This window comes from Allobosea sp. WAO, assembly GCF_001509835.1.
Taxonomy (GTDB): Bacteria; Pseudomonadota; Alphaproteobacteria; order Rhizobiales; family Beijerinckiaceae; genus Allobosea.
Window position 1 is genome coordinate 298,427 of sequence record NZ_JXTJ01000007.1, and the last position, 23,566, is coordinate 321,992.

Here is a 23,566-nt window from a genome sequence, read left to right on the forward strand (position 1 = left end):
CCGCGCCGGAGCAAGCTCAGTAGACGTCGGCCTGATATCGGCCGGCCTTCTTCAGCGCCGCGACATAGGCGACGGCGTCGTCGACCGAGCGCTTGCCGTGCTCGGCGACGAGCTCGACCATGGCGCGCTCGACGTCCCTGGCCATGCGCTTGGCATCGCCGCAGACATAGAAATGGGCGCCCTGCTCCAGCCAGGCGAAGAGCTCGGCGCCGCGTTCGCGCATCCGGTCCTGGACATAGATCTTGTCCTTGCCGTCACGCGACCAGGCGAGGGTCAGGCCGGTGAGAACGCCCGCGTCCTTCATCGCATTGAGCTCGTCCTCGTAGAAGAAGTCGCTCGCCCGGCGCTGATGGCCGAAGAACAGCCAGTTCCTGCCCTTGGCGCCGGTCGCCTTGCGGTCGTGCAGGAAAGCGCGGAAGGGCGCGACGCCGGTACCGGGGCCGACCATGATCACCGGTGTCTCCGGGTTCTCCGGAAGGCCGAAGCCATGGGCGCGCTGGACATAAACCGGCACCTTGTCGCCGGGCTGGACTCGTTCGCCCAGATAGGTCGAGGCGACGCCCCAGCGCGGGCGCGAGCCGATCTTGTAGCGGACCGTATCGACCGTGAGCGAGATCCGGCCGGGCGTGGCGTTGAAGGAGGAAGAGATCGAATAGAGCCGCGGCTGCAAGGGATCGAGCGCCTCGACGAAGGCTTCGGGCGAGAGCCGCGCCGAGGAGAATTTGTGCAGCGTGCCGAGCACGTCGAGCCGTTCGAGATCGCCGTCCGGGTCCTCGCCGGCTGACAGCCGCTTGGCCTTCTGGCGGGTCTCGCCGCCGGTGACATAGGAGATCAGCTGGAACAGCGCGTCCGGCGCCGGCCCGAGCGCGCAATCGGCCAGCAGTTTCTCGCGCAGCGTCTTGCCACCGAGATCGGCATCAGGGCGTGCGCCGAGCAGTGCGATCACCGCATCGACGAGGCGCGAATCGTTCTGCGCGACGATGCCGAAGGCGTCGCCGACGATATAGTCGAGTCCGCTCTCGGAGAGATCGAACTCGACATGCCAGGTTTCCTTCTCGGAGCCCTCGCCATTGAGCTTGTGGCGCGACAGAAAGGTCGCGAGCACCGGATTCTCGCGAGAACGCCCGAGCGGCCCCGCCGGCGTGGCTGGCGCGATCTCTGCGGGCGCCGCGACCGGAGCCGCGTTGCATTCCTCCATCAACGCCTTGAGCTGGCGCAGCGTCTCCTTGCCGCCGGGGGCGCAGAGATTGAGCCGGCCTTCCTTGCCCTCGGCAATCGCTGCCGAATAGGTCTCGCAGACATAGCCGCACTGGCCGCAATCCTGCTGCGCCATCGCGGCGAAGAGCTTGCGCGGCAGCGGCTTGCCTTCGGCGAGTTGCATGCGGTCGGCGATCGTCATGGCCGGATCGTGCCAGGGCGCGCCGTCATCGGCCTCGCCCATCACCGCAGCGTTCTCGGCTGGCGAGAGCGCGGTGACGCCGGCATTGTCGAGCGAGAGCAGGCCGGCGAAGAAGCCGTTGAGCCAGGAGCGCTGCTCCTCGCTGAAGGGAGCCGTTTCCGGTAGGACCTGGACGAGCGGGTTCGGGGTCTGCACGGTCATGCGGCCTCTCCGGTCTCGGCGACCAGCGCCAGCAGCGCCGCGATCTCGTGGCGGCGGGCGAAGGCGACGAAGCTCTCATTCGGCGCGGCGCGGTGCACCTGCCAGGTGCGCAGGATCGCCTCGACCAAAGCCGGCACCTCCTCGGCCCTGACCTTCTCGCGGAAGGGCCGGGCCATGCCGCCATCGACGCCATAGCCGCCGCCGACCAGGAAGTCGTAGCCAGGAACGGTGTCGCCCTCCTCGTTCACCGGGACCTTGGCACCAATCAGACCGAGATCGCCGATATAGTGCTGGGCACAGGAATGGTGGCAGCCGGTCAGGTGGATGTTGACCGGCTGGTCCAGCGTGATCAGCGGCTCGCAATGGGCGGCAATGGCGAGTGCATCCTCCTTGGTGTGAGCGGCGGCGAATTTGCAGCCGGTCGCGCCGGTGCAGGCTATCAAACCGGCGCGCAATACCGAGGTTTCGGCCGAGAGCCCGGTGGCCTTCAGATTGGCGAGGACATCGTCGACCTTGGCGTCGGGAACGCCGGAGATCAGCAGGTTCTGCCAGACGGTCAGGCGGATATCGCCGTCGCCGCAGGCCTGCGAGATCGCCGCGATCGTCCGCATCTGCGCCACCGTGAGCTTGCCGACCGGCAGCGCGACGCCGATCCAGTTGAGCCCGGGCTGGAGCTGCCTGTGCACGCCGATATGGGCGAGCCGGTCATAGAGCGGACGCGGCTTGACGAAGGCGCCGTCGACCCGGACCAGCCGGCGGCCGAGCGTCTCCTCCACGGCGGTGAGGAACTTGTCGAAGCCCCAGGCGTCGAGCACGTATTTCAGCCGCGCCTTCGCGCGGTTCGTGCGGTCGCCATTGGCGATAAAGACGCGCACGATCGCATCGGCGACCGCGACCGCATCGGAGGGCGCGACGACGATGCCGGTGTCGCGGGCGAGGTCGTGATGGCCGGTGATGCCGCCGAGCGCGAGGCGATACCAGACGCCGGGCGCGACTGGCTGTCCCTCGAAGGAGGCTCCCTCTCCGACCTCGACCGCCTGGAAGCCGATATCGTTGGTGTCCTCCAGCGTCGCGATCGAACCGGCGCCATCGAAGGCGACATTGAACTTGCGCGGCAGGCCGTAAAGCGAGCGGTCGTTCAGGATGTGGTGGTGCCAGGCGCGGGCGTGCGAGCGCGTGTCCAGAAGCTCGAGCGGGTCGATGCCGGCGGTCGCCGAGCCCGTGACATTGCGGATGTTGTCAGCGCCCGAGCCCTTGGCGGTGAGGCCGAGATCGGCGAGGCCCTCGAGCAGCAGCGGCGCGTTCTGCGCGGTGATCTCGCGGACCTGAAGATTGGCCCGGGTGGTGACGTGGCTGTAGCCGCCGCCGAACTTCTCCGCGAGCTCGGCGACGCCCTCGAACTGCCAAGCTTTCAGGATGCCGTTCGGGATGCGCAGGCGGCACATATAGCTGTCCTGCGCCGGGGCGACATAGAACAGGCCGTGATAGCGCCAGCGGAAATTATCCTCGGGCTTGGGATAGGTGCCGGAGCCCGCCTGCTGCTTGAAGCGGGCATAGGCGTCGAACGGGTGCTCGGCCGCCTTCCACTTCTCCTGATCAACGAGCTTGCCGCCCCCGGCGATGGTCCTCGCCTGTGCGTCGGCATGCTCCCTGTCGGGGCCGGACGGGGCAGCATTGCCGGAACCGGCCGCCCCACCGAGCGGTCCGAGGCCGCGGGCGGTTCGCGCCGATTGCAGGCCGCTCATGAAGCCTTCGAGATAGCGCTTCTGCTCTGGCGAGAAGTCGTTGCTCATGGCCGGTGCCGTCACGCCGCCTCGACGAAGCGGTGGCGCTCGTAGAGGAATTTCAGGACGGCCTCGCGCGCCGCGATATAGGTGCGGTCCGAGACCAGGTCGAGGCGCTTGCGCGGGCGCTCGAGGCGGACATCGAGCACTTCGCCGATGCGTGCGGAGGGGCCGTTGGTCAACATCACGATCCGGTCCGAGAGCAGCACGGCCTCGTCGACGTCATGGGTGATCATGATCATCGTGTTCCCGAGCGCGGCGTGGATCTGCATGATCGAATCCTGCAGATGGGCGCGGGTCAGCGCGTCGAGCGCGCCGAAAGGCTCGTCTAGCAGGAGGATCTTCGGCTCCATGGCGAGGCCGCGGGCGATGCCGACGCGCTGCTTCATGCCGCCGGAGATCTCGGACGGGCGCTTGTCCCTGGCATGGCCCATCTGGACGAGGTCGAGATTGTGCATGATCCAGTCATGCCGCTCCGCCTTGCTCTTCACGCCGCCGAAGACCTTGTTCACGGCGAGTGCGACATTGTCGTAGACGGTGAGCCAGGGCAGCAGCGAATGGTTCTGGAAGACCACGGCGCGCTCGGGGCCAGGCGCGTTGACCTCCTTGCCTTCGAGCAGCACCGCCCCCGCGCTGACCGGCGTCAACCCGGCGACGATGTTGAGCAGGGTCGATTTCCCGCAGCCGGAATGGCCGATGATCGAGACGAACTCGCCCTTGTCGATGACGAGGCTGATATCCTTCAGAACCTCGGTCGTGGCGGCGCCGCGGGCGAAACGTTTATCGACATGATCGATCTTGAGATAGCTCATCGCCCGTCCCTCAATTGGCCTGTGTGCCGCGGGTGACGACATGGCCGATAAAGGCGACGAGGCGGTCGAGGATGAAGCCGACCACGCCGATATAGACCAGCGCCACGATGATGTCGGAGAGGCGGGAGGAGTTCCACGCATCCCAGATGAAGAAGCCGATGCCGACGCCGCCGGTCAGCATCTCGGCGGCGACGATGGCGAGCCAGGACAGGCCAACGCCGATGCGAAGCCCGGTGAAGATGTAGGGCGCGGCCGAGGGCACCATGATCTTGAAGAAGAATTCGAGCTGGTTCAGCCGCAACACCTGCGCGACGTTGCGATAGTCCTGCGGGATGTTGCGGATGCCGACGGCGGTGTTGATGATCACCGGCCAGATCGCGGTGATGAAGATCACGAAGATCGCCGAGGGCTGGCTGTCGCGGAAGGCGGCGAGCGAGAGCGGCAGCCAGGCGAGCGGCGGGACGGTACGCAGCACCTGGAAGACCGGGTCGAGACCGCGCATCGCCCAGACCGACTGGCCGACGAGGGCGCCGAGCAGCACGCCGATCAGCGCCGCCAGGCTGAAGCCGATCGCGACGCGCTGCAGCGAGACCAGGATGCGCCAGCCGAGGCCGATATCCTGCGAGCCGTTCCAGAAGAAGGGCTCGACGATCAGGTCGCGCGCCTCGCTCCAGATCTTGCTCGGCGGCGGCAGCGAGGATTGCGGGCCGGACGCGGCGAGCTGCCAGAACAGCAGCAGCAGTCCGACCGTGAGCAGCGGCGGCAGGAGGTTGACGGCGATCGCCCTGAGCCAGGACGCCGCGCGCGCCGAAAGCGGCTTTGCGGCCAAGGGCGGCAATGCCACGACCGCAGCCTTGGCGCCCGGCAGCGCGACGATTATCGCCTCGCCCGCAACGCTCTTCGAGACAGCCTGTCCCATCGCGATACTCCCTTGTCCGTGCTGCTGCGCCGCGTCCGTCATGCCGCCTCCGTCTCGCGCGACTGCGCCCCGATGCGGCGGATTTCAGGAAGGCAGGAACCGCAATTCGTGCCCGCCTTGAGCTGACGCCCGATATCCCCGGCGCTCAGCGCCTGGCCGCCGGCGAAGGCGGCGCGAATGGCGTTGAGGCCGACGCCGAAGCAGGCGCAGACGATCGGCCCCGCTTCGGCGATGCCGTCGAGACTGCGGCCGGCGAGCAGCGCCAGCCGGTTCTCCGGCTCCCTGCCGACGGCGAAGGCCGCCTTGACAGTGTCCCAGAGTGGCGCGCGCCCGGCGGGAGCGAGGAAGAGCGCCGCGATCAGGCGCCCGTTCCTTGTCGCGATGCAGCGATAGACCCCGCCCGCCCGGTCGATCATCTCGGTGAGCTCGCAGCCGGCGAAGGCGGCATTCGCATGCGCCATCAGCGCCTCGGGGCCGCTATCGGTGGCGAAGAGCCGCCCCTCGCCGCCTTCGACGGCGAGCTTCGCCCACCAGCTGCCCGGCGGCAGCGCAAAGACATCCCGTGACAGAACGAAGCCCTGCGAGGCATAGGCAACCGGCGCGATCGAGGCCGGCGTCGCCTTCAGTTCGGGCTGGCCGGAGAAAGGATCGCAGGCAGCCTGCGCAAGGGCGCCGATGCGCGCATCGGAGGCGGTCTCGCCTGACCAGTGGATCGGCGCGAAGGCAACGCCCGGTCGTGCGCCCTCGTCGAGCACGACCTTGAGCACGGCGGCGCCATGCTCGGTCGCGACGCGGGCGAAACCGCCTGCGCTGACGCCATACCGCTCGGCATCGCGCGGATGCAGGAAGAGCGCGGGCTCGGCGATGTGAGCCGACAGGCGGGCGCTCAAGCCCGTGCGCGTCATACTGTGCCAGTGATCGCGGATGCGGCCGGTGTTCAGTAGCAGAGGCCGCTCGGCATCCGGCTGGCTGGCGAGGACGGGAACGGCGAGAGGCTGCATGGTGGCGCGGCCACCCGGCGCGAAGAAGCCGCCATCCGCAAACAGCCGGGCGGTGCCGCCGGGGCGCCCGGCCGGCAGCGGCCATTGCACCGGCTCCAACGCATCATAGTCGCGGCCCCCGAGGCCGGCATGGGCGCCGAGATCGAGACCGCGGCTACCCTCGTTCTCGAAGGCCGAGAGGGCGGCATGCTCGGCATAGATCTCGGCCGGGCCGGCATAGGCGAAGGCCTCGCCGAAGCCGAGCCGCCGCGCGACCTCGCAGATGATCCACCAATCCGGCCGCACCTCGCCCGGGAGGGGCAGGAAGGCGCGCTGGCGCGAGATCCGGCGCTCGGAATTGGTGACGGTGCCGTCCTTCTCGCCCCAGGCGGCGGCCGGCAGGATGAAGTGCGGGCCGGCGGCCAGCGTGTCGTTGGAGAGGACGTTCTCGGAGACGATGAAGAGTTCGAGCCCGGCGAGCGCCTTCTGCACCGCGTCGGCGCGCGGCAGCGAGACGGCCGGATTGGTCGCCATCACCCACATCGCCCTGATGCCGCCCTCGGCGACGGCATCCATCATGGCGACGGCCTTCAACCCCTCCCGGCGGGCGATGTTCGGCGCCTTCCAGAAGCGCCTGACGCGGTCGACCTCAGCCGGGGCGTAACCCATATGGGCGGCCAGCATGTTGGCGAGGCCGCCGACCTCGCGCCCGCCCATGGCGTTGGGCTGGCCGGTCAGCGAGAACGGGCCGCTTCCCGGCCGGCCGATCCGGCCGGTGGCGAGATGGCAATGCAGGATCGCAGCGACCTTGTCGGTGCCTTGCGCCGACTGGTTGACGCCCTGGCTCCAGGCGGTGACGACGGCCGGGGTCTCGGCCCAGAGCCGGTAGAAGGCAGAGATCTCGGCGGCCCGGAGCCCGGTGCCATCGGTAATGGCGGCGAGGTTCGGCGCAAGCGCCCGCGCATTGGCGAGCGTCTCGTCGAAGCCGCTGGTGTGGTGCGCCAGATAGCTTTCATCGAGCAGGCCGCCATCGGCGAGATGGACCAAGAGCCCTGCGAAGAGCAGGCTGTCGGAGCCGGGCTTCAGCGGAAGGACGAGATCGGCCTCCTCGGCGCTCGCCGTGACCCTGGGATCGATGACCACGACCCTGGCGCCGCGCTCCGTGCGGTTCTGCTGGATGCGGCGGAACAGCACCGGATGGCACCAGGCGGCGTTGGAGCCGACGAGCACGACGAGGTCGGCGCAGTCGAGATCCTCATAGCAGCCCGGCACCGTGTCAGAGCCGAGCACGCGGCGATGGCCGGCGACCGTCGAGGACATGCAGAGCCGCGAATTGGTGTCGACATGCGGCGTGCCGATGAAGCCCTTGGCGAGCTTGTTGGCGACGTAATAATCCTCGGTCAGGAGCTGGCCGGAGAGATAGAAGGCGAGCGCCTCGGGGCCGTCACGGTCGATGATCGCCTTCAGCCCGGCCGCAATCGCATCCAGCGCCTCGTCCCAGGAGACCCGGGCATAGCCGCCGCTGCCATTGCGTTTCAGCGGATGGAGAACGCGCGAGCCCAGAGCGAGCGTCTCGCCGAGCGCCGAGCCCTTGGAACAGAGCCTGCCGCGATTGGCGGGATGGGCGGGATCGCCGGCGATCGCCGCGCCGCCCTTGCCGTCCGGCGTCGCCAGGATGCCGCAACCGACCCCGCAATAGGGGCAGGTGGTGCGCACCGGCTGGCCGGAGCGGCCGGAGAGCGGGGCGTCGTGGCGCATCAGGCGGCCTCCCCGATGCAATAGGCCTCGCCGAAGGGCAGGTCGGCGCGGAACGGCGTGATGTCCTGCTGCGAGCGGATCAGGCCGAGATAGAACAGCGCGCCCTGCGTATCGCCCACTAGCACGCAGCCGGCGAGCCTGCCCTCGCGCAGCACGAATTTGCGGTAGATGCCGGCGGCGCGGTCGCGCAGCACCACGGTCTCGGCGCCTTCGCCGGCCTCGAACTCGCCGGCCGAGAAGACGCCGACGCCGGAGACCTTGAGATTGGTCGCGAGCAGCGAGCCGGGATAGCCAGCCTCGCGGCCGGCGAGACTGGTGGCAAGGGTGCGCGCCTGCTCATAGGCAGGCTCGACCAGCCCGTAGACCTGACCACGATGCTCGGCGCATTCGCCGATCGCAGAGATCGCGGGATCGCTGGTCGCCATGATATCGTCGACGACGATGCCGCGCGCCACATCTAACCCGGCCGCTGCAGCAAGATCGGTGTTCGGCCGCACGCCGATGGCGATGACGACGAGATCGGCCGGGATCACCGTGCCGTCGTGCAATGCGACGCCTTCGACCTTGCCGGTCCCGACGAAACCCTTGGTCGCGCTGTTCAGCCGGATCTCGACGCCGCGCATGGCCATGGCGGAGGCGAGGAGCGCCGCACCCTCGGCATCGAGCTGGCGTTCCATCAGCCGGTCGACGAGATGCAGCAGCGTGACCTCACCGCCGGCGCGGGCCAGCCCATAGGCCGCCTCGAGCCCGAGCAGGCCGCCACCGATGACGGTGATCCGCGCGCCGCGCGCCGCATAGGCACGCATCGCCCCGACATCGGCTGTGTCGCGGAATGTCACAACACCCGGCAGATCGCCGCCCGGGAAGGGCGGCTTCAGCGGCTTCGAGCCGGTGGCGAGGACAAGCTTGCCGTAGGGCAAGGTCGGGCCGTCCGCCAATGTCACGGTCCTGGCGCGCCGGTCGATGCCGATGACCGGCTTGCCGTAGAGCATCGAGACGCCGCGGTCGCGCCACCAAGCTGCGGGCTTCAGTTCGATGTCCGCTTCCGCGATCTCGCCGGCGAGCAGCGGCGAGAGCAGCACCCGGTTGTAGGCGAGCCGCGGCTCGGCCCCGATCACCGCGACGGAATAGCGGCCGAGCGCACGCTGGCTGAGCTCGTCGACCAGCCTGGTCGCCGCCATGCCCTTTCCGACGATGATCAGCGGCTCGGCCATGGCTCAGGCGACCCGCTTGATCTTGAGGGCCTTGAGATAGTCGAGCGGCGCCGCCGGATCGAACTTGACGCCATCGAAGAAGGTCTCGACGCCGCGGCTGTCGCCGGTCGGGGCCCCGGCGACCCCGAGCGCCTTGGCGGCCTCGCGCCAAAGATCGGCGCGGTTGGTCTTGTCGACCAGCGCCTTGATGGCGATCGTCGGCTCGAACTTGCCCCAGCGGATGTTCTCCGCGACGAACCAGGTGTCGAGGCTCTTCCAGGGATAGGAGGAGGAGCCGCCCTCTCCCCAGAACTTCATGTAGAGTTTGGTGCCCTTGGCCTCGCGGCCATTGCCGTAGTTGATGTCGCCCTGCAGGCGCTTGTTGATGTCGCCGACCGGGACGTTGAACCATTGCCGCTTGCCGACAATCTCGGACAGTTCCTGGCGGTTCTCCATCCTGTCCGCCCATTGCTGGGCTTCCATCACCGCCATCAGGATGGCCTGCGTCGCCTTCGGATTGGCGTCGACGAAATCGGCGCGCATGCCGAGGATCTTCTCGGGGTGTCGGGCCCAGAGCTCGCCGGTGGTCAGCGCGGTGTAGCCGATGTTCTGGTTGACGAGCTGCTCGTTCCAGGGCTCGCCGACGCAGAAGCAGTCCATGGTGCCGACCTTCATGTTCGCCACCATCTGCGGCGGCGGCACGACGATGACCTTGATGTCGGTGTCGGGGTCGATGCCGCCGGCGGCGAGCCAATAGCGGATCCAGAGATCGTGGGTGCCGCCCGGGAAGGTCATGGCGGCGGTCAGTTCCTTGCCGGCGGCCTTCTTGCGCTCGAAGGCCTGCTTCAGCGGCGCGGCGTCCTTCTGGACGTTCAGGTCCTTGTACTCGTTGGAGACCGAGATCGCCTGGCCGTCCTCGTTGAGATTCAGCAGCGTGTACATCGGCAGGGGCTGGCCGTTCTGCATGACCTTGCCGGTGGCGTAGAGATGCGTCTTCGGCCGCAGGATGTGGCCGCCATCGATGCCATTGTTCTTGAAGCCGAGCGCCATGTTGTCGCGCGTCGCGCCCCAGGAGGCCTGCTTGGCGATGTCCATATCGGGCAGGCCGTATTTGGCGAAGAGCCCCTTCTCCTTGGCGATGATCAGCGGCGAAGCGTCGGTCAGGGCGATGTAGCCGAGGCGTGTGCCCTTGACCTCCGGGCCGGCGCCTTGCGCGAACGCGCCGGCGGGCAGCGCGAGCCGCGCTGCGCCCAGCAGCGCCGCGGCGCCCGAGAGCCGCAGCAGCTTGCGGCGGCTGGGTTTAGCTCTTGTCTCGATCGTCTCGCTCATCAATCGCCTCGCTTGGGAATGCCGGATCGAAGTCGGGGAGCAGCCGGAACGAAAAACGCCGCGCGAATGCACCCGGTCAGGCACGTTCGACAGCGGCGTTGCTGTGCGTTCGGTCAGGAAATCGGCGCGGGCAGCCTTGGCCGCGTCACTGGAATGCCTACAAGGAGCGTGCCAACTGCCGGACGGCCGTGAAAGTGACAGACTCTCAAAGTGTTAGGAGGCGAGTGCCCTGGAATCCGGCATTTCGCGCGATGATGCTGCGGCGCACAATTTATCCGCGACAGCACAAAAACTATGCAGAACTTCCGATCAGGAGGAACTGTCCATAAATAGGGCAGGCCGGAACATCGCCCGCGCCTGCGCGAGCATATCGGCCGTTCGCGCGGCCTGCCCTGCCGCCTCCATGCGCGCCAAAATCCAGTCGGCATGGGCGGGATTGGGCCTCAATGCCTCCCGGTCGAAACGAATGAAGCGCTCGACCTTGCGCGGTGGCCTGCCTCCCCCCTGGCTCAGGCTGAAGCGAAGCACCGGCTCGATCAGTTCGGCAGGCAGCGCCAGCCGGTCCGGCCGCGACAGGTGAAGGGCGAGACGCTCGCCATTGGCGGGATCGCCGACCCAGTCGCTGGCCCGCAGGATCGCGGCATTGAGCCGTGCCACCGCATTCGAGCGTTGGTCGGCATCGTCGGCGCGCCAGGCCAGCACCTTGTCGGGGCAGTCGCGGCGCAGATCGACGCCGCAATGAAGCATGGCGCCGATGCCGGCGGCGACCGCGGCAGCGTTCCAGGGCGCACCGGCGCAGAAACCGTCGACGCGCCCGCTGCTCAACGCCTCCACCGTCTGCGGCGGCGGCACCACCTCGAAGCGGATGTCGTCGCCGAGCTTCAGCCCACCCTTCGCCAGCCATTCGCAGAGCAGATAGGTATGGCTTGAGAAGCCGAAGACCGCAGCGAAGGTGAGTTGCGGCAGGCCGGAAGCCTTGCGGCGTGCGACCAAGGCGGCGAGCGCCGCCGCCGAAACCATGGGATTGGCGAGGTCGCCCTGCGCCAGCCTCGCGAGCTCCTCGAAGCGCCGCAGCGAGAGGGTGATGGCGCTGCCATCGAGGTTGAGGGCGATCGGCACCGCCATAGGCGCCCTGACGCCGCCGATGCCGAGCGTCGCCGCGACCGCGGCCGGGCCGAGCATATGGGCAGCATCGAGCAGGCGGACATTGAGCTTGTCGCGCAGGTTCGACCAGGAGACCTCGCGCACCAGTTCGAGATCGAGCCCCTCGACCTCGGCGAAGCCCTCATCCTTGGCGGCGACGATCAGCGCGGAATCGATCAGCGGCATGAAGCCGACCCGCAGATGCAGCGTCATTTCAGCACCTCGGCGGCCGTGATGATCGAACGGGCGATGTCGACGAGCTTGCGCTTCTCGTTCATCGCGGTCTTGCGCAGGAGGGCATAGGCCTCCTCCTCGGTCAGGCTCTTCAGCCGCATGACGATGCCCTTGGCGCGGTCGATCGTCTTGCGGTCGTCGAGCTGCGAACGGGCCTCGTCGAGTTCCTGCTGGAGGCGGCTAAAGGCGTTGAAGCGGCTGATGCAGGTCTGCAGGATCGGTTTCAGCCGCTCCTTCTTCAGCCCGTCGACGATATAGGCGGAGACCCCGGCCTCGACCGCCTCCTCGATCGAGGCCTCGTCGGATTGGTCGACGAACATGGTGATCGGGCGCTTCACATGACGGCTGACCAGGAACATGTCGGCGAGCGCGTCGCGGCTCGGATTCTCGAGGTCGATGACCACGACATCGGGATCGTGCCGCTCGATGGCGGCGACGAGGCCGTTGGTGCCTGCGAGCAGCACGATCTCATGCGGGCCCGCCTCGCGCAGGCCTTCCTGGATGATCGCGGCGCGAACCGGATTGGCATCGACGATCAGGATTTTGATGCTGCTGGCCATCTCGCCCGGTGCGGAAGCAATGCCACGGCACTGCAGGATTTGGGCCAGAAGGGGAGCGCCGACAAGGCGCGCAGGCGACAATGCGTGACTTCGGACACTCGCGAGCGAAGCCGAGGCCTGATCAGTCAATCTGGAAAATGGCGCGAGCGACCGCGATCGACCCGACGACGCAGCGTCGGCTCTTTTCGGCCTCTGGCCCGGGTTCGGGTAGACTGGCTAGCCTTCGCCAGCGGGCCGTCTCCGGCAATCATGCCTGCAATGGGGCCATCATTCCGGCGTGAGTGGGTCATGCGTTGCGGGGCGCGCGGCCGCGATGCTCAAACGACCATGGCCGACATGAACGTGAGAACCCGCACCGCCGCCCCATAGCAGCCCAAGCTGCGAGACGATGTGGCCTCCGAACTGCTCATAGGGAATCCTGATCGAGGTCAGCCAGGGCGCCAGCCACGCGTTCAACGCGTTACCATCGACGCCGACCAGCGAGCAGGCCTCCGGCACAGCGATGCCGTGCTCCCGCGCCAGCCGATAAGCTCCGTAGGCGATCAGGTCGCTGACGCAGAAGATGCCGGCCGGCCAGCCGCCTGCCGAGGCGAGCGCGGTCGCTGCGGCATAGCCGACCTCGATATGATTCAGCCCCTCTGCGCCGACGCGCCGGACGGCGCCGGCCGGGATGCCGCACTCCTCAAGCCGGGCGATGAAACCGGCGGCCCGCTCAGCCGTGCTCGAGGCGTTCTGCGCGGCCATGAGGACCGCCGGGCGAGCAATGCCGCGAGCCAGCATGTAATCGGCGGCATCGGCTCCCGCGCGGCGATCGTCGATGCCGACGAATGTGCCGCCGCCGAAAGGGCTACGCCGGGCGACGAACACCAGCGGATCGCCGCGCTGGACCGCTTTCTGCAATCCGCGGCTGCGGACCGCACTGACCATGACATAGCCGGCGACGAACTGGCGGCGCATCGCGTCCAGGTATTCGTCCTGTAGCTCCGGCCGGTCATGGGTGTCGCACAGGATCGTCACATAGCCGGCATTGCGCAGTGCGGCCTCGGTCGAGACCGCAATCGCCGCCATGGCCGGGTTGTCGAGATTGGAGGACAGCATCGCGACGATACGGCTGGCCCGGCGCTTCAGAGCCTGCCCGACCGGGTTGGGTCGATAGCCCAGCCGCGCGATCGCGTCTTCGACCCGCGCGACCGTGTCGGCCGAGGCGCGCCCGCGCTTGCCGTTGACGACGCGCGAGACGGTCGCGACCGAGACGCCGGCCTCGCGCGCGACGGTGGCGAGCGAGGCGGCGGCAGGCTCTAAGCGCGCGAGCGTGGCGGTCATGCATCGGCCTCCCTGTTGCCCCGGCCTGATCAGGCCTGGCCGGGTCGAGCCGGCCTTGCAGCCATGCCGCGCACAGGTTGCGTTGACAAGTGCGGCAAACGTTTGCCTTATGTCAGTCTAGGCACCTTGCGAAGTGCCGGCAACGGTCAAGGGAAGAACGCACATGTTGAGGAAACACTGGATTTCCGCGCTCGCTCTGTCCGCGGGCCTCCTCGCCGCTGGCCTGGCGCAGGCGCAGACGACGGTGCGCATCGCCTGGTACTCGGACGGCAATGAAGGCGAGGTCATCACCGACCTGCTCAAGCGCTTCGAGGCCCAGAACAAGGACATCAAGGTCGTGCTCGACCAGGTGCCCTACAAAGCCATCACCGAGAACCTGCCCGTCCAGCTCGCCTCCGGCCAAGGGCCGGACATCGCCCGCGTCGTCGATCTCGGCGGCGTCGCCCGCTACGCACTCGACCTGCGCCCGCATCTCAAGGACGCCGCCTATTGGGAGAAGAATTTCGGGCCGTTCCTGCCCTGGATGCGCCCTGAGGGCGACAACAGCGCCATTACCGGCTTCATGACGCAGCTCACCGTCTCCGGCCCCTTCGTCAACAAGACGCTGTTCGAGCAGGCGAGCATCGCCATGCCGGGCGCCAAGGCGACCTGGGAGGAATGGGGCAAGGCGGTCAAGGACGTTGCCGCCAAGGTCCAGGCGCCGTTCCCGCTGGCGATGGACCGCTCCGGCCACCGCTTCTTCTCGGTCGCGATCTCCGAGGGCGCCAAGGTGTTCGACGCCAAAGGCGAGCCGGCGGTGATCGATGACGGTTTCAAGCGCGGTGCCAAGCTGGTCTATGACTGGCACAACAACGGCGTGATGAAGAAGGAGCTCTGGGGCTCGGTCTCCGGCACCGCCTATCGCGGCGCCAATGACGAGTTCAAGAACGCCCAGGTGGTGATGTACCAGTCGGGCTCCTGGCAGATCGCCCAGTTCGACAAGACGGTCGGCGACGCCTTCGACTGGATCGCGGTTCCCGCCCCCTGCGGCGCCGCCGCCTGCTCGGGCATGCCTGGCGGAGCCGGCCTCGTCGCGATCAAGACGACGAAGAGCCCGGAAGCCGTCGCCAAGGTGATGGAGTATCTCGCCAGCGAGCCGGTGCTGAGCGAGTTCTATGCCCGCTCGCTGTTCGTGCCCGGCCATCTCGGCATCGCCGCGAAGGGGCTCGACTATCAGGGCGCCAGCGCCCCTGCCAAGGCTGCGCTCAAGGTGTTCTCGGATCAGGTCGCGCAGCTCTCGCCGGTCGCCTACCAGCTGCAGGGCTATGTCAACAACCGCGTGATCTTCAACGCGGTGATCAGCCGGCTCGGCCAGGCGATCTCGGGCGAGGGCAGCCTCGACGAGGCCTTCAAGCGGATCGAATCCGACATCGCCCAGCAGATCGCCGAGCGCAAGAAGTAAGGCGGATGACCTCCGACGCTCCCCTCCCGACGGCGCAAGCGGAGCGCGCTGGCGCAGCGAGCCTCTTCGCTGCGCCTCTCGCGATGCTGATGCGGCTGATCGACTGGCCGATGCAGGCGCTGCAGCGGCTGATCGGCGAGCGGCGGATGGCCTATGTCTTCCTCCTGCCCAATCTCGCCTTCTTCTCGCTCTTCGTCTTCCTGCCGCTGATCATCAACTTCATCTTCTCGGTGACGGGCGGGGCGGGGCTGTTCCCCTCGGAGCGGCCCTTCGTCGGGGCGCAGCAATACGCCTATCTCTTCGATTGCGGCTCCTTCCTCGACGCTTCCTCCTGCCGCGAGGATCATTTCTGGCGCGGCGTTTCCAACACCGCCCGCTTCACCGTCTTCCAGGTCACGGCGATGGTGCTGTTCTCGCTGCTGACGGCGGTTGTGCTGAACATGAAGATCCGGGCGCGCGGCTTCTTCCGCGCCGTCTACTTCTTCCCGGTGCTGCTCTCGCCGGTGGTGGTGGCGCTGACCTGGAAATGGATCCTGCAGCGCGACGGCCTGCTCAACGCCGCGATCACCTCGCTCGGCGGCGAGCGCATCCTGTTCCTGGTCGATCCGAGCTGGGCGATGTTCTGGATCGTCTTCGTCTCGATCTGGGCCCATATGGGCTTCTACACGCTGATCCTGCTCGCCGGCCTGCAGGCGATCCCGGCCGACCTCTACGAGGCCGCCGAGATGGATGCGACGCCGCGCTGGCGTGTGTTCTGGCGCATCACCCTGCCATTGCTCTGGCCGAACATGATCGTCGTGATCGTGCTGGCGCTGATCCGCGGCGTGCAGACCTTCGACGAAGTCTTCGTCTTGACCGGTGGCGGCCCCGGTACGGCGACGCTGATGGTGGTGCACTACATCTATGAAACCGCCTTCGCCAACCAGGTCCAGAATTTCGGCCTGGCGGCGGCCGCTTCGGTCGTGCTCGGCGTCGTGCTGTTTGCGTTGACGCTCCTCCAGCTCGCGGCGAGTCGCCGCAAGGGGGCGGCATGAACAGGCTCGCCCGCATGGCGGTGGCCCGCCGCAATCCCGGCCGCTGGCACTGGACCGACATCGCCGCCTACAGCTATCTCGCCCTCGGCGTCGTCCTGATGTTCGGCCCCGTGCTCTGGCTCGGACTGTCCTCGTTCAAGACGCAGGCCGGCCTGCTCGAATTCCCGCCCTCGCTGCTGCCGATGTCGCAAAAAGAGGTCCGGGTCGAGGGCCATGCCCAGCCGCTGCCGCTCTTCGAAGTGACAATGGAGGACGGCTCGAAACGGGTGCTGGCGCAAGTCCGCCGCATCGGCATCCAGGCGCAAATGATCGACCCCGCCAATCCCGGCCAGAGCATCCGCGTGCCGATCGACAAACGCACCCCGGTGCGCGAGTTCAAGCTCGCGACCGAGAACTATACCGAGCCGCTGGAGCGCTTCGCCTTCATGCGCTTCCTCTGGAATTCGGTCTTCGTCACGGTCGTGGCGACGCTGATCACGCTGGTGATCAACTCGATGGCCGCCTATGCGCTCTCGATCTACGAGTTCCGCGGCAAGACGGCGGTGATGCTGATGGTGATCGGTACGCTGATGATCCCGATCACCATCATCCTGGTGCCGGTCTATCTCGTCATCACCAAGCTCGGCCTGGTCAATTCGCTCTGGGCGGTGATCCTGCCGGGGGCGGCGACGCCGACCGGCGTCTTCCTCTTGCGCCAGTACATGCTGACCCTGCCGCGCGACCTGATCGAGGCGGCGCGCATGGACAAGGCCTCGGAGTGGCAGATCTACTGGCGCATCGTCATGCCGCTCGCCATGCCGGCGCTGGCCGTGCTCGCGATCTTCTCGATCATGTGGCGCTGGAACGAGTTCCTCTGGCCGCTCGCGGTGCTGACCAAGACCGAGGCCTATACGCTGCAGATCGGCCTCAACGCCTTCCAGGGCGAATTGCAGACGCAGTGGCATTACCTGCTCGCGATGACGGTGGTGACCTTGCTTCCGGTCGCGCTGGTCTTCGTCTTCCTGCAGCGCTTCATCACCACCGGCATCGCCAATACGGGAATGAAATAATGGCGGGACTGAGCCTCTCCGGCGTCCGCAAGGCCTATGGCGCGACCACGGTGCTGCACGGCATCGACCTCGATGTCGCCGATGGCGAGTTCGTCGTCTTCGTCGGCCCCTCCGGCTGCGGGAAGTCGACGCTGCTGCGCTCGATCGCCGGGCTGGAGAGCATCACCGGCGGCACGATCGCGATCGACGGCACCGATGTCACCGGGCTGCCGGCCTCCGAGCGCGGCCTCGCCATGGTGTTCCAGTCCTATGCGCTCTACCCGCATATGAGCGTCTACGCGAACATGGCCTTCGCGCTGGAGAACATGGGCTTCAAGCGCGACGAGATCGACAAAAGGGTGAAGCGCGCCGCCGGCATGCTGCGCCTGACCGACTATCTCGAGCGCAAGCCCAAGGCGCTTTCCGGCGGCCAGCGCCAGCGCGTCGCCATCGGCCGCGCCATTGTGCGCGATCCAAAAATCTTCCTGTTCGACGAGCCGCTCTCGAACCTCGACGCCGAACTGCGCGTCGCCACCCGCAAGGAGCTCGCCGCGCTCCATGCCGAGATCGGCGGCACGATGATCTACGTCACCCATGACCAGGTCGAGGCGATGACGCTGGCGCATCGCATCGTCGTGCTGCAGGGCGGCAAGATCGAGCAGGTCGGCACGCCGCTCGAACTCTACAACCGGCCGGACAACCTGTTCGTCGCCGGCTTCATCGGCTCGCCGCGCATGAATCTGCTGCCGGGCAAGGTGGTGAGGCCGGGCGCGGTCGCGCTGGGCGAGGCCGGCCACCAGATCCCCTGCCAGACCGGGAGCCTTGCTGCGGGAGCCTCGGTCACGCTCGGCATTCGGCCGGAGCACCTTGCGCTCGCTTCGCAGGATGGCGGCGTGCCGCTCGCGATCGAGCTGGTCGAGCGCCTCGGCGGCGAGAGCTATCTCTATGGCGCTTCGCGCGGCCTGCCGCAGATCACGCTCCGGCTCGACGGCCAGAGCGAGCACCAGCGCGGCTCCGCCGTCGCGCTCGCCTTCCCGCAGCAGCATCTGCACCTGTTCGACGAGAACGGCCGGGCTGTCCGGTCCTGACGACTGACTAGAGAGATCCCATGAAAGCCCTGACGCAAGGCCGCTACCTCGGCCGCGACGGCGAAGCCGCCTTGTTCGATGTCGGCCTCGGCGCGACCATCGCTGTCCGCATCCTCGAAGGCGATATCGGCCGGGTGACGCTGAAGCCGCAGGACGGCTACCGCCTCGACCGCGGCTGGTCGATCGCGCCGGGCGGGCTCGAGCCGCCTTATGAAGGGCGTCCGCGTGATGATCTTTCCGGTTTTGCCTGCCCGCAGGCGAGCGTCAGCGAGAATGAAGGCAAGGTCACGCTGTCAGCCGGCGGCCTCTCCGCCGAGGTGACGCTCTCGCCCTTCGGCATCGCCTGGCGGCGCGAGGGCGAGGCCACTTCCTTCCTGCAGGATCGCACGACACAGGCCTATCTGATCTCGCCGCGGACCGGCGCGCTCGCCCATTTCATGGCGCGCGACTATGCCGAGCGGCATTACGGGCTCGGCGACAAAGCCGGCCCGCTCGACCGGACCGGACGGCGCTTTGCCATCGACGCGGTCGACCCCTGCGGCTTCGATGCCGAGCTTTCAGACCCGCTCTACAAGATGCTGCCCTTCTTCATCGTCGACGGGAAGGCGGGCGCCCATGGCGTCTTCTACGACAACCTCTCGACCGGCAGCGTCGATCTCGGCTGCACGCTCGATAATTACCATGGCCTGTTCCGCTCCTGGAAAGGCGACGATGGCGATCTCGACTACTATGTCATGGCCGGCCCGACGGTGCCTGATGTCGTCAGGCGCTTTTCCTGGCTGACCGGCGGCCAGGCTTTCGCGCCGCGCTGGTCCTTCGGCTTCGGCGTGACCTCGATGGCGATCGCCGATGCTCCCGATGCCGACGCAAGGATCAGCGACTTCGTCGCCAAGTGCCGCAAGCACGCCATCCCCTGCGACAGCTTCCATTTCGGCTCGGGCTATACCCAGATCGGCCATCGCCGCTACGCCTTCAACTGGAACCGCGACAAGTTCCCGGATCCGAAGGGCACGATGAAGCGGCTGAACGACGCCGGCATGCACACCGTCGCCAATCTGAAGCCCTGCCTGCTCGACGACCATCCGCGCCTGAACGAGGCGCTGGAGCAGGGCTTCCTGGTCAAGGACTCCAAGACCGGCGAGCCGGCCGTGGCGCAGTTCTGGGACGGGCTCGGCTTCCATATCGACTTCACCAACCCGAAGGGCCGGGCCTGGTGGCGCGCCGGCATCGAGAGCGCGCTGCTCGACCACGGCTTCACCACGGTCTGGAACGACAACAACGAATACGAGATCTGGGACGAGGACGCCGTCTGTGATGGCGACGGCCGCCCCTTCCGGCAGGCGCTGGCCCGCCCGGCGCAGCCGCTCTTGATGACCAAGCTCTCCTATGAGGCGCAAGCCGCGCGCGAGCCGGGCAAGCGGCAATATGCGATCACGCGCGGAGGCTGCGCCGGCATCTCGCGCTATGCCCAGACCTGGTCCGGCGACAACGAGACCGCCTGGAAGACGCTGCGCTACAACCTGACGCAGGGGCTCAATATGAGCCTGTCGGGCATGTTCTCGATCGGCCATGATGTCGGCGGCTTCCATGGGCCGACGCCCGGCCCCGAGCTGTTCGTCCGCTTCAACGAGTTCTGCGCGCTCTGGCCGCGCATGGTGATGAACTCCTGGAACGATGACGGCGTCGTCAACCTGCCCTGGATGTATCCGGAGATGATCCCGCAGGTGCGCGAGGCGATCTCGCTGCGCTACCGGCTGATGCCCTATCTCTACACCCAGATGTGGCGGGCGAGCCGCGACGGCATACCGGCCGTGCGCCCGCTGTTCTACGACTTCCCGCAGGATGCGGCGGCGGTTGCGGTCGGCGACGTCTTCATGCTCGGCCCGGACGTGCTGGTCGCGCCGGTGCTGGAGGAAGGGGCACGCGAGCGCTCTGTCTACCTGCCGGTGCATGAAGGCGGCTGGTACGACTGGCATAGCGGCGCGCATCATCCGGGCGGGGCCGTCGTCACGGTCGATGCGCCGCTCGGGCGCCTGCCGCTCTTCCTGCGCGCCGGGGCGCTGATCCCGCTCGGAAATCGCGCGCAGACGGACAATTGGCGCGGGCTACTGGTATGTGGCCTCGTCGAAGGAGCCACTGGCGAACTCTACGAGGATGATGGCGAGACCGCCGATTGGCGTGGTGAGGGCTCTACTTCGATCCGCTTCGTGGTCCGCGGCGGCGAACTCGTGATCGAACAGGGACAACGCGGCACAGGCTCGGTCGACAGCATTGATATCCTGGACATCGAATCAGGCGATTATCGATAGAGAGAGGTCGCCCGGGCATCGGCAAGCTTCTGCGACGAGCATGCAGGAGAGCTGATCGCGGGTCGGGGTAGCCGGCGAGGACATGGCTGTTTCCGACCCGCTTGATGCCGGTTTTTTGACGCCGATTGCATTGTCCTTCTCGCGATCAGGCCGCGCTTGACCGATCGAACGATGCGCCATTGCCGCTCTCTCCCCCGGAAAGCCCAATGGAATGGGTCATCAAGGGCACCGTCTGCCCCAACCCGCGCACAGGTCTCCTAGAGTGCGTTCGGCGTTCGCGAGTTCACGCCTGCGAATTGCCCCGAAATGACCTGCGCCTCCGTCAAATCGCGCCATGTTCCTGGAAGCCTATGCCGACGGACGTCAGCGCGCGCGTCGAAATGTGTCGCGGAAGACACTATTGCCCAAGAAGTGTGCGCAGTCATGCGAAGCGTTCTTGCGTGACCTTTTGTCATGGACTCGGCCCGCTCTAGCGTCGCCGTGAGATTGACTGGCGATTCGGCTATGCGGCACTGCGACATGAAGACTTCTGAAGTGGCGAAGTGCGAGCAGCCGGCGGTCCGCCGGCGGATTCCTCCCAAATCGCGGTTCGTGCATTCGGTGTCGGTCGCAGCTCTTCTCTGCGGCTTTTCCGCGGCAGGCACGACTGATGCCCAGGCTGCGTGCATCCTTGCGGGCGCGAACGTCACCTGCAGCGGTGCTGCCAACCCCTTGGCACCATCCTATTCGCGCCCTGGAAACAACCTCACTGTGACCATCAACCCCGGCGCAAGCATCGGCGTGCTGCTTGGCGTGGGCGGGACCGCGATGAGCTTTACCGGAAGCAACGTGTCGCTGACCAACAGCGGCACCGTCGATCCGATGCTTCTGGGCCAGCTCTCGATCCTGTCCTCCGGTCTCGTGGTCGGCAATGCAAGCGTCAGCACTGTCTCGGTGACGAACAACAGCGGCGCTACGCTGGGAGGTACCTCCGGCCTTCTCGGGGTGAACCTGAGCGGACTGACCGGCATGGCCCTCACGCTGCAGAACGGGACAGGCGGCACTTCGACCATCACGAACAGCGGTCTGATCCGCTCGTCCGCGCTTGCCGGTCTCACGGTTGCCACTGGCGACATGCCTGTCGTCGCGGCCTATGGCGGCGGGCAGGTCAGCTTCACCAACAACGCCGGCGCGACGATCAACGGTCGGGTCGCCTTCCAGGCCCCCGGAACGCCCGGCCAGGGCAACAGCTTCACCAATGCGGGTACGATCACGGGCGGCGTGTCGCTGGGTGCCGGCGCGACCAACACATTCACGGCGCTCACCGGATCCTCGGTCTCTGCTGGTTCAGGCTCCAACGGCAATGCCCTCGGCGTAGTCGGCCTCCCCGGCGTCAGCATAGGTTTCGCGGCGGCCGGCATCGTCGATGGCGGGCTCGGGGGGGCCAACACCCTCGTCCTCGGTCGGGACCCCGGCCAGCCGACGGGCTCGCTCACGCTCGGCAACTACATCAACTTCGACACGCTCCAGATCCAGAACGGCGACTGGTCGCTGACCGGCGCGACGACGGCATCCTCGGTCAGCCTCATGGGTGGCACTGCGATGGTCGGCAGCGCTGCGCCTTTCGGATCGCTCACGATCCAGGCCGATGGCGGCGGCCTGGATTCGTCCGTGGCGGGCCTCAATCTGACCAATGCGATCGCGATCGGCTCGGGCGGCCTGACAGGCAAGGCGTCAAACAGCTACGTGCTGTCGGGCGTGCTTTCCGGTGCGGGCGGCCTGACGAAAACCGGCGCCGGGACGCTGACCCTGACCGGCGCGAACACCTATACTGGTGACACGGTCATCAATGCCGGCACGCTGGCGCTCGGCGCAGGCGGAAGCCTGGCCAGCGGCGGCGCCGTCAATCTCGCCGGTGCGGGTGCCTCGTTCGACATCAGCGCTTCGGGCGCGGTCCAGACCATCGGCGCCCTGTCCGGCGTCGCCGGCACCTCCGTCACGCTCGGCGCCAACAGTCTGACCCTCGGCTCGGCGGCAAACGCGACCTTCGGCGGCTCGATCTCCGGCACGGGCGCTATCGTCAAGCAGGACTGGGGCACCCAGACGCTGACCGGCACGAACACCTACACCGGCGGCACGACCATCACTGCCGGGACATTGGCGCTCGGGGCAGGCGGCAGTCTGGCCAGCGGCGGCGCCGTCAATCTCGCCACGGCCGGCACGAGCTTCGACATCAGCGCTGCGGGGGCGGGCCAGACCATCGGTGCCTTGTCCGGCGTCGCCGGCACGGCCATCTCGCTCGGCACCACCGGGCTGACCCTCGGCGGCGCGACCAACCAGACCTTCGGCGGCTCGATCGGCGGCACCGGGGGTATCACCAAGCAGGGCGCGGGCACGCAGACCCTGACCGGCGCGAATGCCTATACCGGCGGCACGACCATCAATGCCGGCACGCTGGCCCTCGGCGCCGGCGGCAGCCTGGCGAGCGGCGGCGCCGTCAATCTCGCCGGTGTGGGCACCTCCTTCGACATCAGCGCCGCAGGCGCGAACCCGACGATCGGCGCACTGGCCGGCGTCGCCGGGACCACCGTCGCGCTCGGCGCCAACACGCTGAGCTTGGGCGGCGCGCCAGTCCTTCGGCGGCAGCATTGGTGGCACGGGCGGTCTTATCAAACAGGGCACGGGCACGCAGACCCTGACTGGCGCGAACACCTATACCGGCGGCACGACCATCAATGCCGGCACGCTGGCCCTCGGCGCTGGCGGCAGCCTGGCGAGCGGCGCCGCCGTCAATCTCGCCGGTGTGGGCACCTCCTTCGACATCAGCGCCGCAGGCGCGAACCCGACGATCGGCGCACTGTCCGGCGTCGCCGGCGCCACCATCTCGCTCGGCGCCAATACGCTGAGCTTGGGCGGCGCGCCAGTCCTTCGGCGGCAGCATCGGCGGCACGGGTGGCCTGATCAAGCAGGGCACTGGCACGCAGACCCTGGCCGGCGCCAGCACCTATACGGGCGGCACGACCATCAATGCCGGCACGTTGGCTCTCGGCGC

Annotated in this window: 16 protein-coding genes; 6 read left to right on the forward strand and 10 right to left on the reverse strand. The window is 67.6% G+C overall.

Annotated elements, in window-relative coordinates; genetic code table 11:
• Window positions 1-16 precede the first annotated feature (16 nt).
• From DK26_RS13855 to DK26_RS13900, 10 genes are all read right to left on the reverse strand, one after another.
• Entirely contained in the window at window positions 17-1,600 is a 1,584-nt protein-coding gene (locus tag DK26_RS13855) for a sulfite reductase subunit alpha (RefSeq protein ID WP_066473264.1), read from the reverse strand.
• Window positions 1,597-3,393: a NirA family protein gene (locus DK26_RS13860; RefSeq protein WP_066473269.1), complete on the reverse strand. Its 1,797-nt coding sequence runs from the start codon at window positions 3,391-3,393 to the stop codon at window positions 1,597-1,599. The genes DK26_RS13855 and DK26_RS13860 overlap by 4 nt, the downstream gene beginning before the upstream one ends.
• Before the next feature lie 11 nt (window positions 3,394-3,404).
• The gene (locus tag DK26_RS13865; protein WP_066473275.1) at window positions 3,405-4,196 is read right to left on the reverse strand and encodes an ABC transporter ATP-binding protein; all 792 of its coding nucleotides are present in this window, start codon (window positions 4,194-4,196) and stop codon (window positions 3,405-3,407) included.
• A gap of 10 nt (window positions 4,197-4,206) precedes the next feature.
• A complete protein-coding gene (gene ntrB / locus DK26_RS13870; protein WP_083533221.1) occupies window positions 4,207-5,115 on the reverse strand; it encodes a nitrate ABC transporter permease in 909 nt (302 codons plus the stop codon).
• A 38-nt stretch (window positions 5,116-5,153) separates the two neighbouring features.
• Entirely contained in the window at window positions 5,154-7,853 is a 2,700-nt protein-coding gene (locus DK26_RS13875; protein WP_066473277.1) for a nitrate reductase, read from the reverse strand.
• Window positions 7,853-9,067, reverse strand: coding sequence for an FAD-dependent oxidoreductase (locus tag DK26_RS13880; protein ID WP_066473281.1), 1,215 nt, complete (start codon window positions 9,065-9,067; stop codon window positions 7,853-7,855). The genes DK26_RS13875 and DK26_RS13880 overlap by 1 nt, the downstream gene beginning before the upstream one ends.
• 3 nt (window positions 9,068-9,070) lie before the next feature.
• On the reverse strand, window positions 9,071-10,375 hold the full coding sequence (locus DK26_RS13885; protein ID WP_066473282.1) for a CmpA/NrtA family ABC transporter substrate-binding protein: 1,305 nt from the start codon (window positions 10,373-10,375) through the stop codon (window positions 9,071-9,073).
• Between the two features lie 309 nt (window positions 10,376-10,684).
• Window positions 10,685-11,731, reverse strand: a complete 1,047-nt coding sequence (locus tag DK26_RS13890; RefSeq protein ID WP_066473284.1) for a CmpA/NrtA family ABC transporter substrate-binding protein — start codon at window positions 11,729-11,731, stop codon at window positions 10,685-10,687.
• Window positions 11,728-12,312, reverse strand: a complete 585-nt coding sequence (locus DK26_RS13895) for an ANTAR domain-containing protein (RefSeq protein WP_066473286.1) — start codon at window positions 12,310-12,312, stop codon at window positions 11,728-11,730. The genes DK26_RS13890 and DK26_RS13895 overlap by 4 nt, the downstream gene beginning before the upstream one ends.
• Before the next feature lie 267 nt (window positions 12,313-12,579).
• Window positions 12,580-13,635 (reverse strand): LacI family DNA-binding transcriptional regulator, encoded by a 1,056-nt coding sequence (locus tag DK26_RS13900; RefSeq protein WP_066473290.1) that lies wholly within the window; start codon window positions 13,633-13,635, stop codon window positions 12,580-12,582.
• Window positions 13,636-13,798: 163 nt separating this feature from the next.
• On the opposite strand from DK26_RS13900, the gene DK26_RS13905 reads away from it, so the two are divergent.
• The 6 genes from DK26_RS13905 to DK26_RS29860 all read left to right on the forward strand — a co-directional run bounded on the left by DK26_RS13905 (window position 13,799) and on the right by DK26_RS29860 (window position 23,475).
• Window positions 13,799-15,076, forward strand: coding sequence for an extracellular solute-binding protein (locus tag DK26_RS13905; RefSeq protein WP_066473292.1), 1,278 nt, complete (start codon window positions 13,799-13,801; stop codon window positions 15,074-15,076).
• 83 nt (window positions 15,077-15,159) lie between these two features.
• On the forward strand, window positions 15,160-16,110 hold the full coding sequence (locus DK26_RS13910) for a sugar ABC transporter permease (protein ID WP_248309978.1): 951 nt from the start codon (window positions 15,160-15,162) through the stop codon (window positions 16,108-16,110).
• Window positions 16,107-17,159 carry a carbohydrate ABC transporter permease gene (locus tag DK26_RS13915; RefSeq protein ID WP_066473300.1) on the forward strand — a complete coding sequence of 351 codons (1,053 nt, stop codon included), beginning with the start codon at window positions 16,107-16,109 and terminating at the stop codon, window positions 17,157-17,159. The genes DK26_RS13910 and DK26_RS13915 overlap by 4 nt, the downstream gene beginning before the upstream one ends.
• Window positions 17,159-18,226 carry a sn-glycerol-3-phosphate ABC transporter ATP-binding protein UgpC gene (gene ugpC / locus DK26_RS13920; protein WP_066473303.1) on the forward strand — a complete coding sequence of 356 codons (1,068 nt, stop codon included), beginning with the start codon at window positions 17,159-17,161 and terminating at the stop codon, window positions 18,224-18,226. Before DK26_RS13915 ends, ugpC begins: the two co-directional genes overlap by 1 nt.
• A 20-nt stretch (window positions 18,227-18,246) precedes the next feature.
• A complete protein-coding gene (locus tag DK26_RS13925) occupies window positions 18,247-20,535 on the forward strand; it encodes a glycoside hydrolase family 31 protein (RefSeq protein WP_083533222.1) in 2,289 nt (762 codons plus the stop codon).
• Between the two features lie 750 nt (window positions 20,536-21,285).
• Window positions 21,286-23,475 (forward strand): autotransporter-associated beta strand repeat-containing protein, encoded by a 2,190-nt coding sequence (locus DK26_RS29860; protein ID WP_066473305.1) that lies wholly within the window; start codon window positions 21,286-21,288, stop codon window positions 23,473-23,475.
• Window positions 23,476-23,566 lie beyond the last annotated feature (91 nt).

Bases quoted from the DNA above. Each gene is read 5' to 3' on its own strand.
- DK26_RS13855 (WP_066473264.1), bottom strand. From the start codon at position 1,600: ATGACCGTGCAGACCCCGAACCCGCTCGTCCAGGTCCTACCGGAAACG.
- DK26_RS13860 (WP_066473269.1), bottom strand. From the start codon at position 3,393: ATGAGCAACGACTTCTCGCCAGAGCAGAAGCGCTATCTCGAAGGCTTC.
- DK26_RS13865 (WP_066473275.1), bottom strand. From the start codon at position 4,196: ATGAGCTATCTCAAGATCGATCATGTCGATAAACGTTTCGCCCGCGGC.
- ntrB (WP_083533221.1), bottom strand. From the start codon at position 5,115: ATGGGACAGGCTGTCTCGAAGAGCGTTGCGGGCGAGGCGATAATCGTC.
- DK26_RS13875 (WP_066473277.1), bottom strand. From the start codon at position 7,853: ATGCGCCACGACGCCCCGCTCTCCGGCCGCTCCGGCCAGCCGGTGCGC.
- DK26_RS13880 (WP_066473281.1), bottom strand. From the start codon at position 9,067: ATGGCCGAGCCGCTGATCATCGTCGGAAAGGGCATGGCGGCGACCAGG.
- DK26_RS13885 (WP_066473282.1), bottom strand. From the start codon at position 10,375: ATGAGCGAGACGATCGAGACAAGAGCTAAACCCAGCCGCCGCAAGCTG.
- DK26_RS13890 (WP_066473284.1), bottom strand. From the start codon at position 11,731: ATGACGCTGCATCTGCGGGTCGGCTTCATGCCGCTGATCGATTCCGCG.
- DK26_RS13895 (WP_066473286.1), bottom strand. From the start codon at position 12,312: ATGGCCAGCAGCATCAAAATCCTGATCGTCGATGCCAATCCGGTTCGC.
- DK26_RS13900 (WP_066473290.1), bottom strand. From the start codon at position 13,635: ATGACCGCCACGCTCGCGCGCTTAGAGCCTGCCGCCGCCTCGCTCGCC.
- DK26_RS13905 (WP_066473292.1), top strand. From the start codon at position 13,799: ATGTTGAGGAAACACTGGATTTCCGCGCTCGCTCTGTCCGCGGGCCTC.
- DK26_RS13910 (WP_248309978.1), top strand. From the start codon at position 15,160: ATGCTGATGCGGCTGATCGACTGGCCGATGCAGGCGCTGCAGCGGCTG.
- DK26_RS13915 (WP_066473300.1), top strand. From the start codon at position 16,107: ATGAACAGGCTCGCCCGCATGGCGGTGGCCCGCCGCAATCCCGGCCGC.
- ugpC (WP_066473303.1), top strand. From the start codon at position 17,159: ATGGCGGGACTGAGCCTCTCCGGCGTCCGCAAGGCCTATGGCGCGACC.
- DK26_RS13925 (WP_083533222.1), top strand. From the start codon at position 18,247: ATGAAAGCCCTGACGCAAGGCCGCTACCTCGGCCGCGACGGCGAAGCC.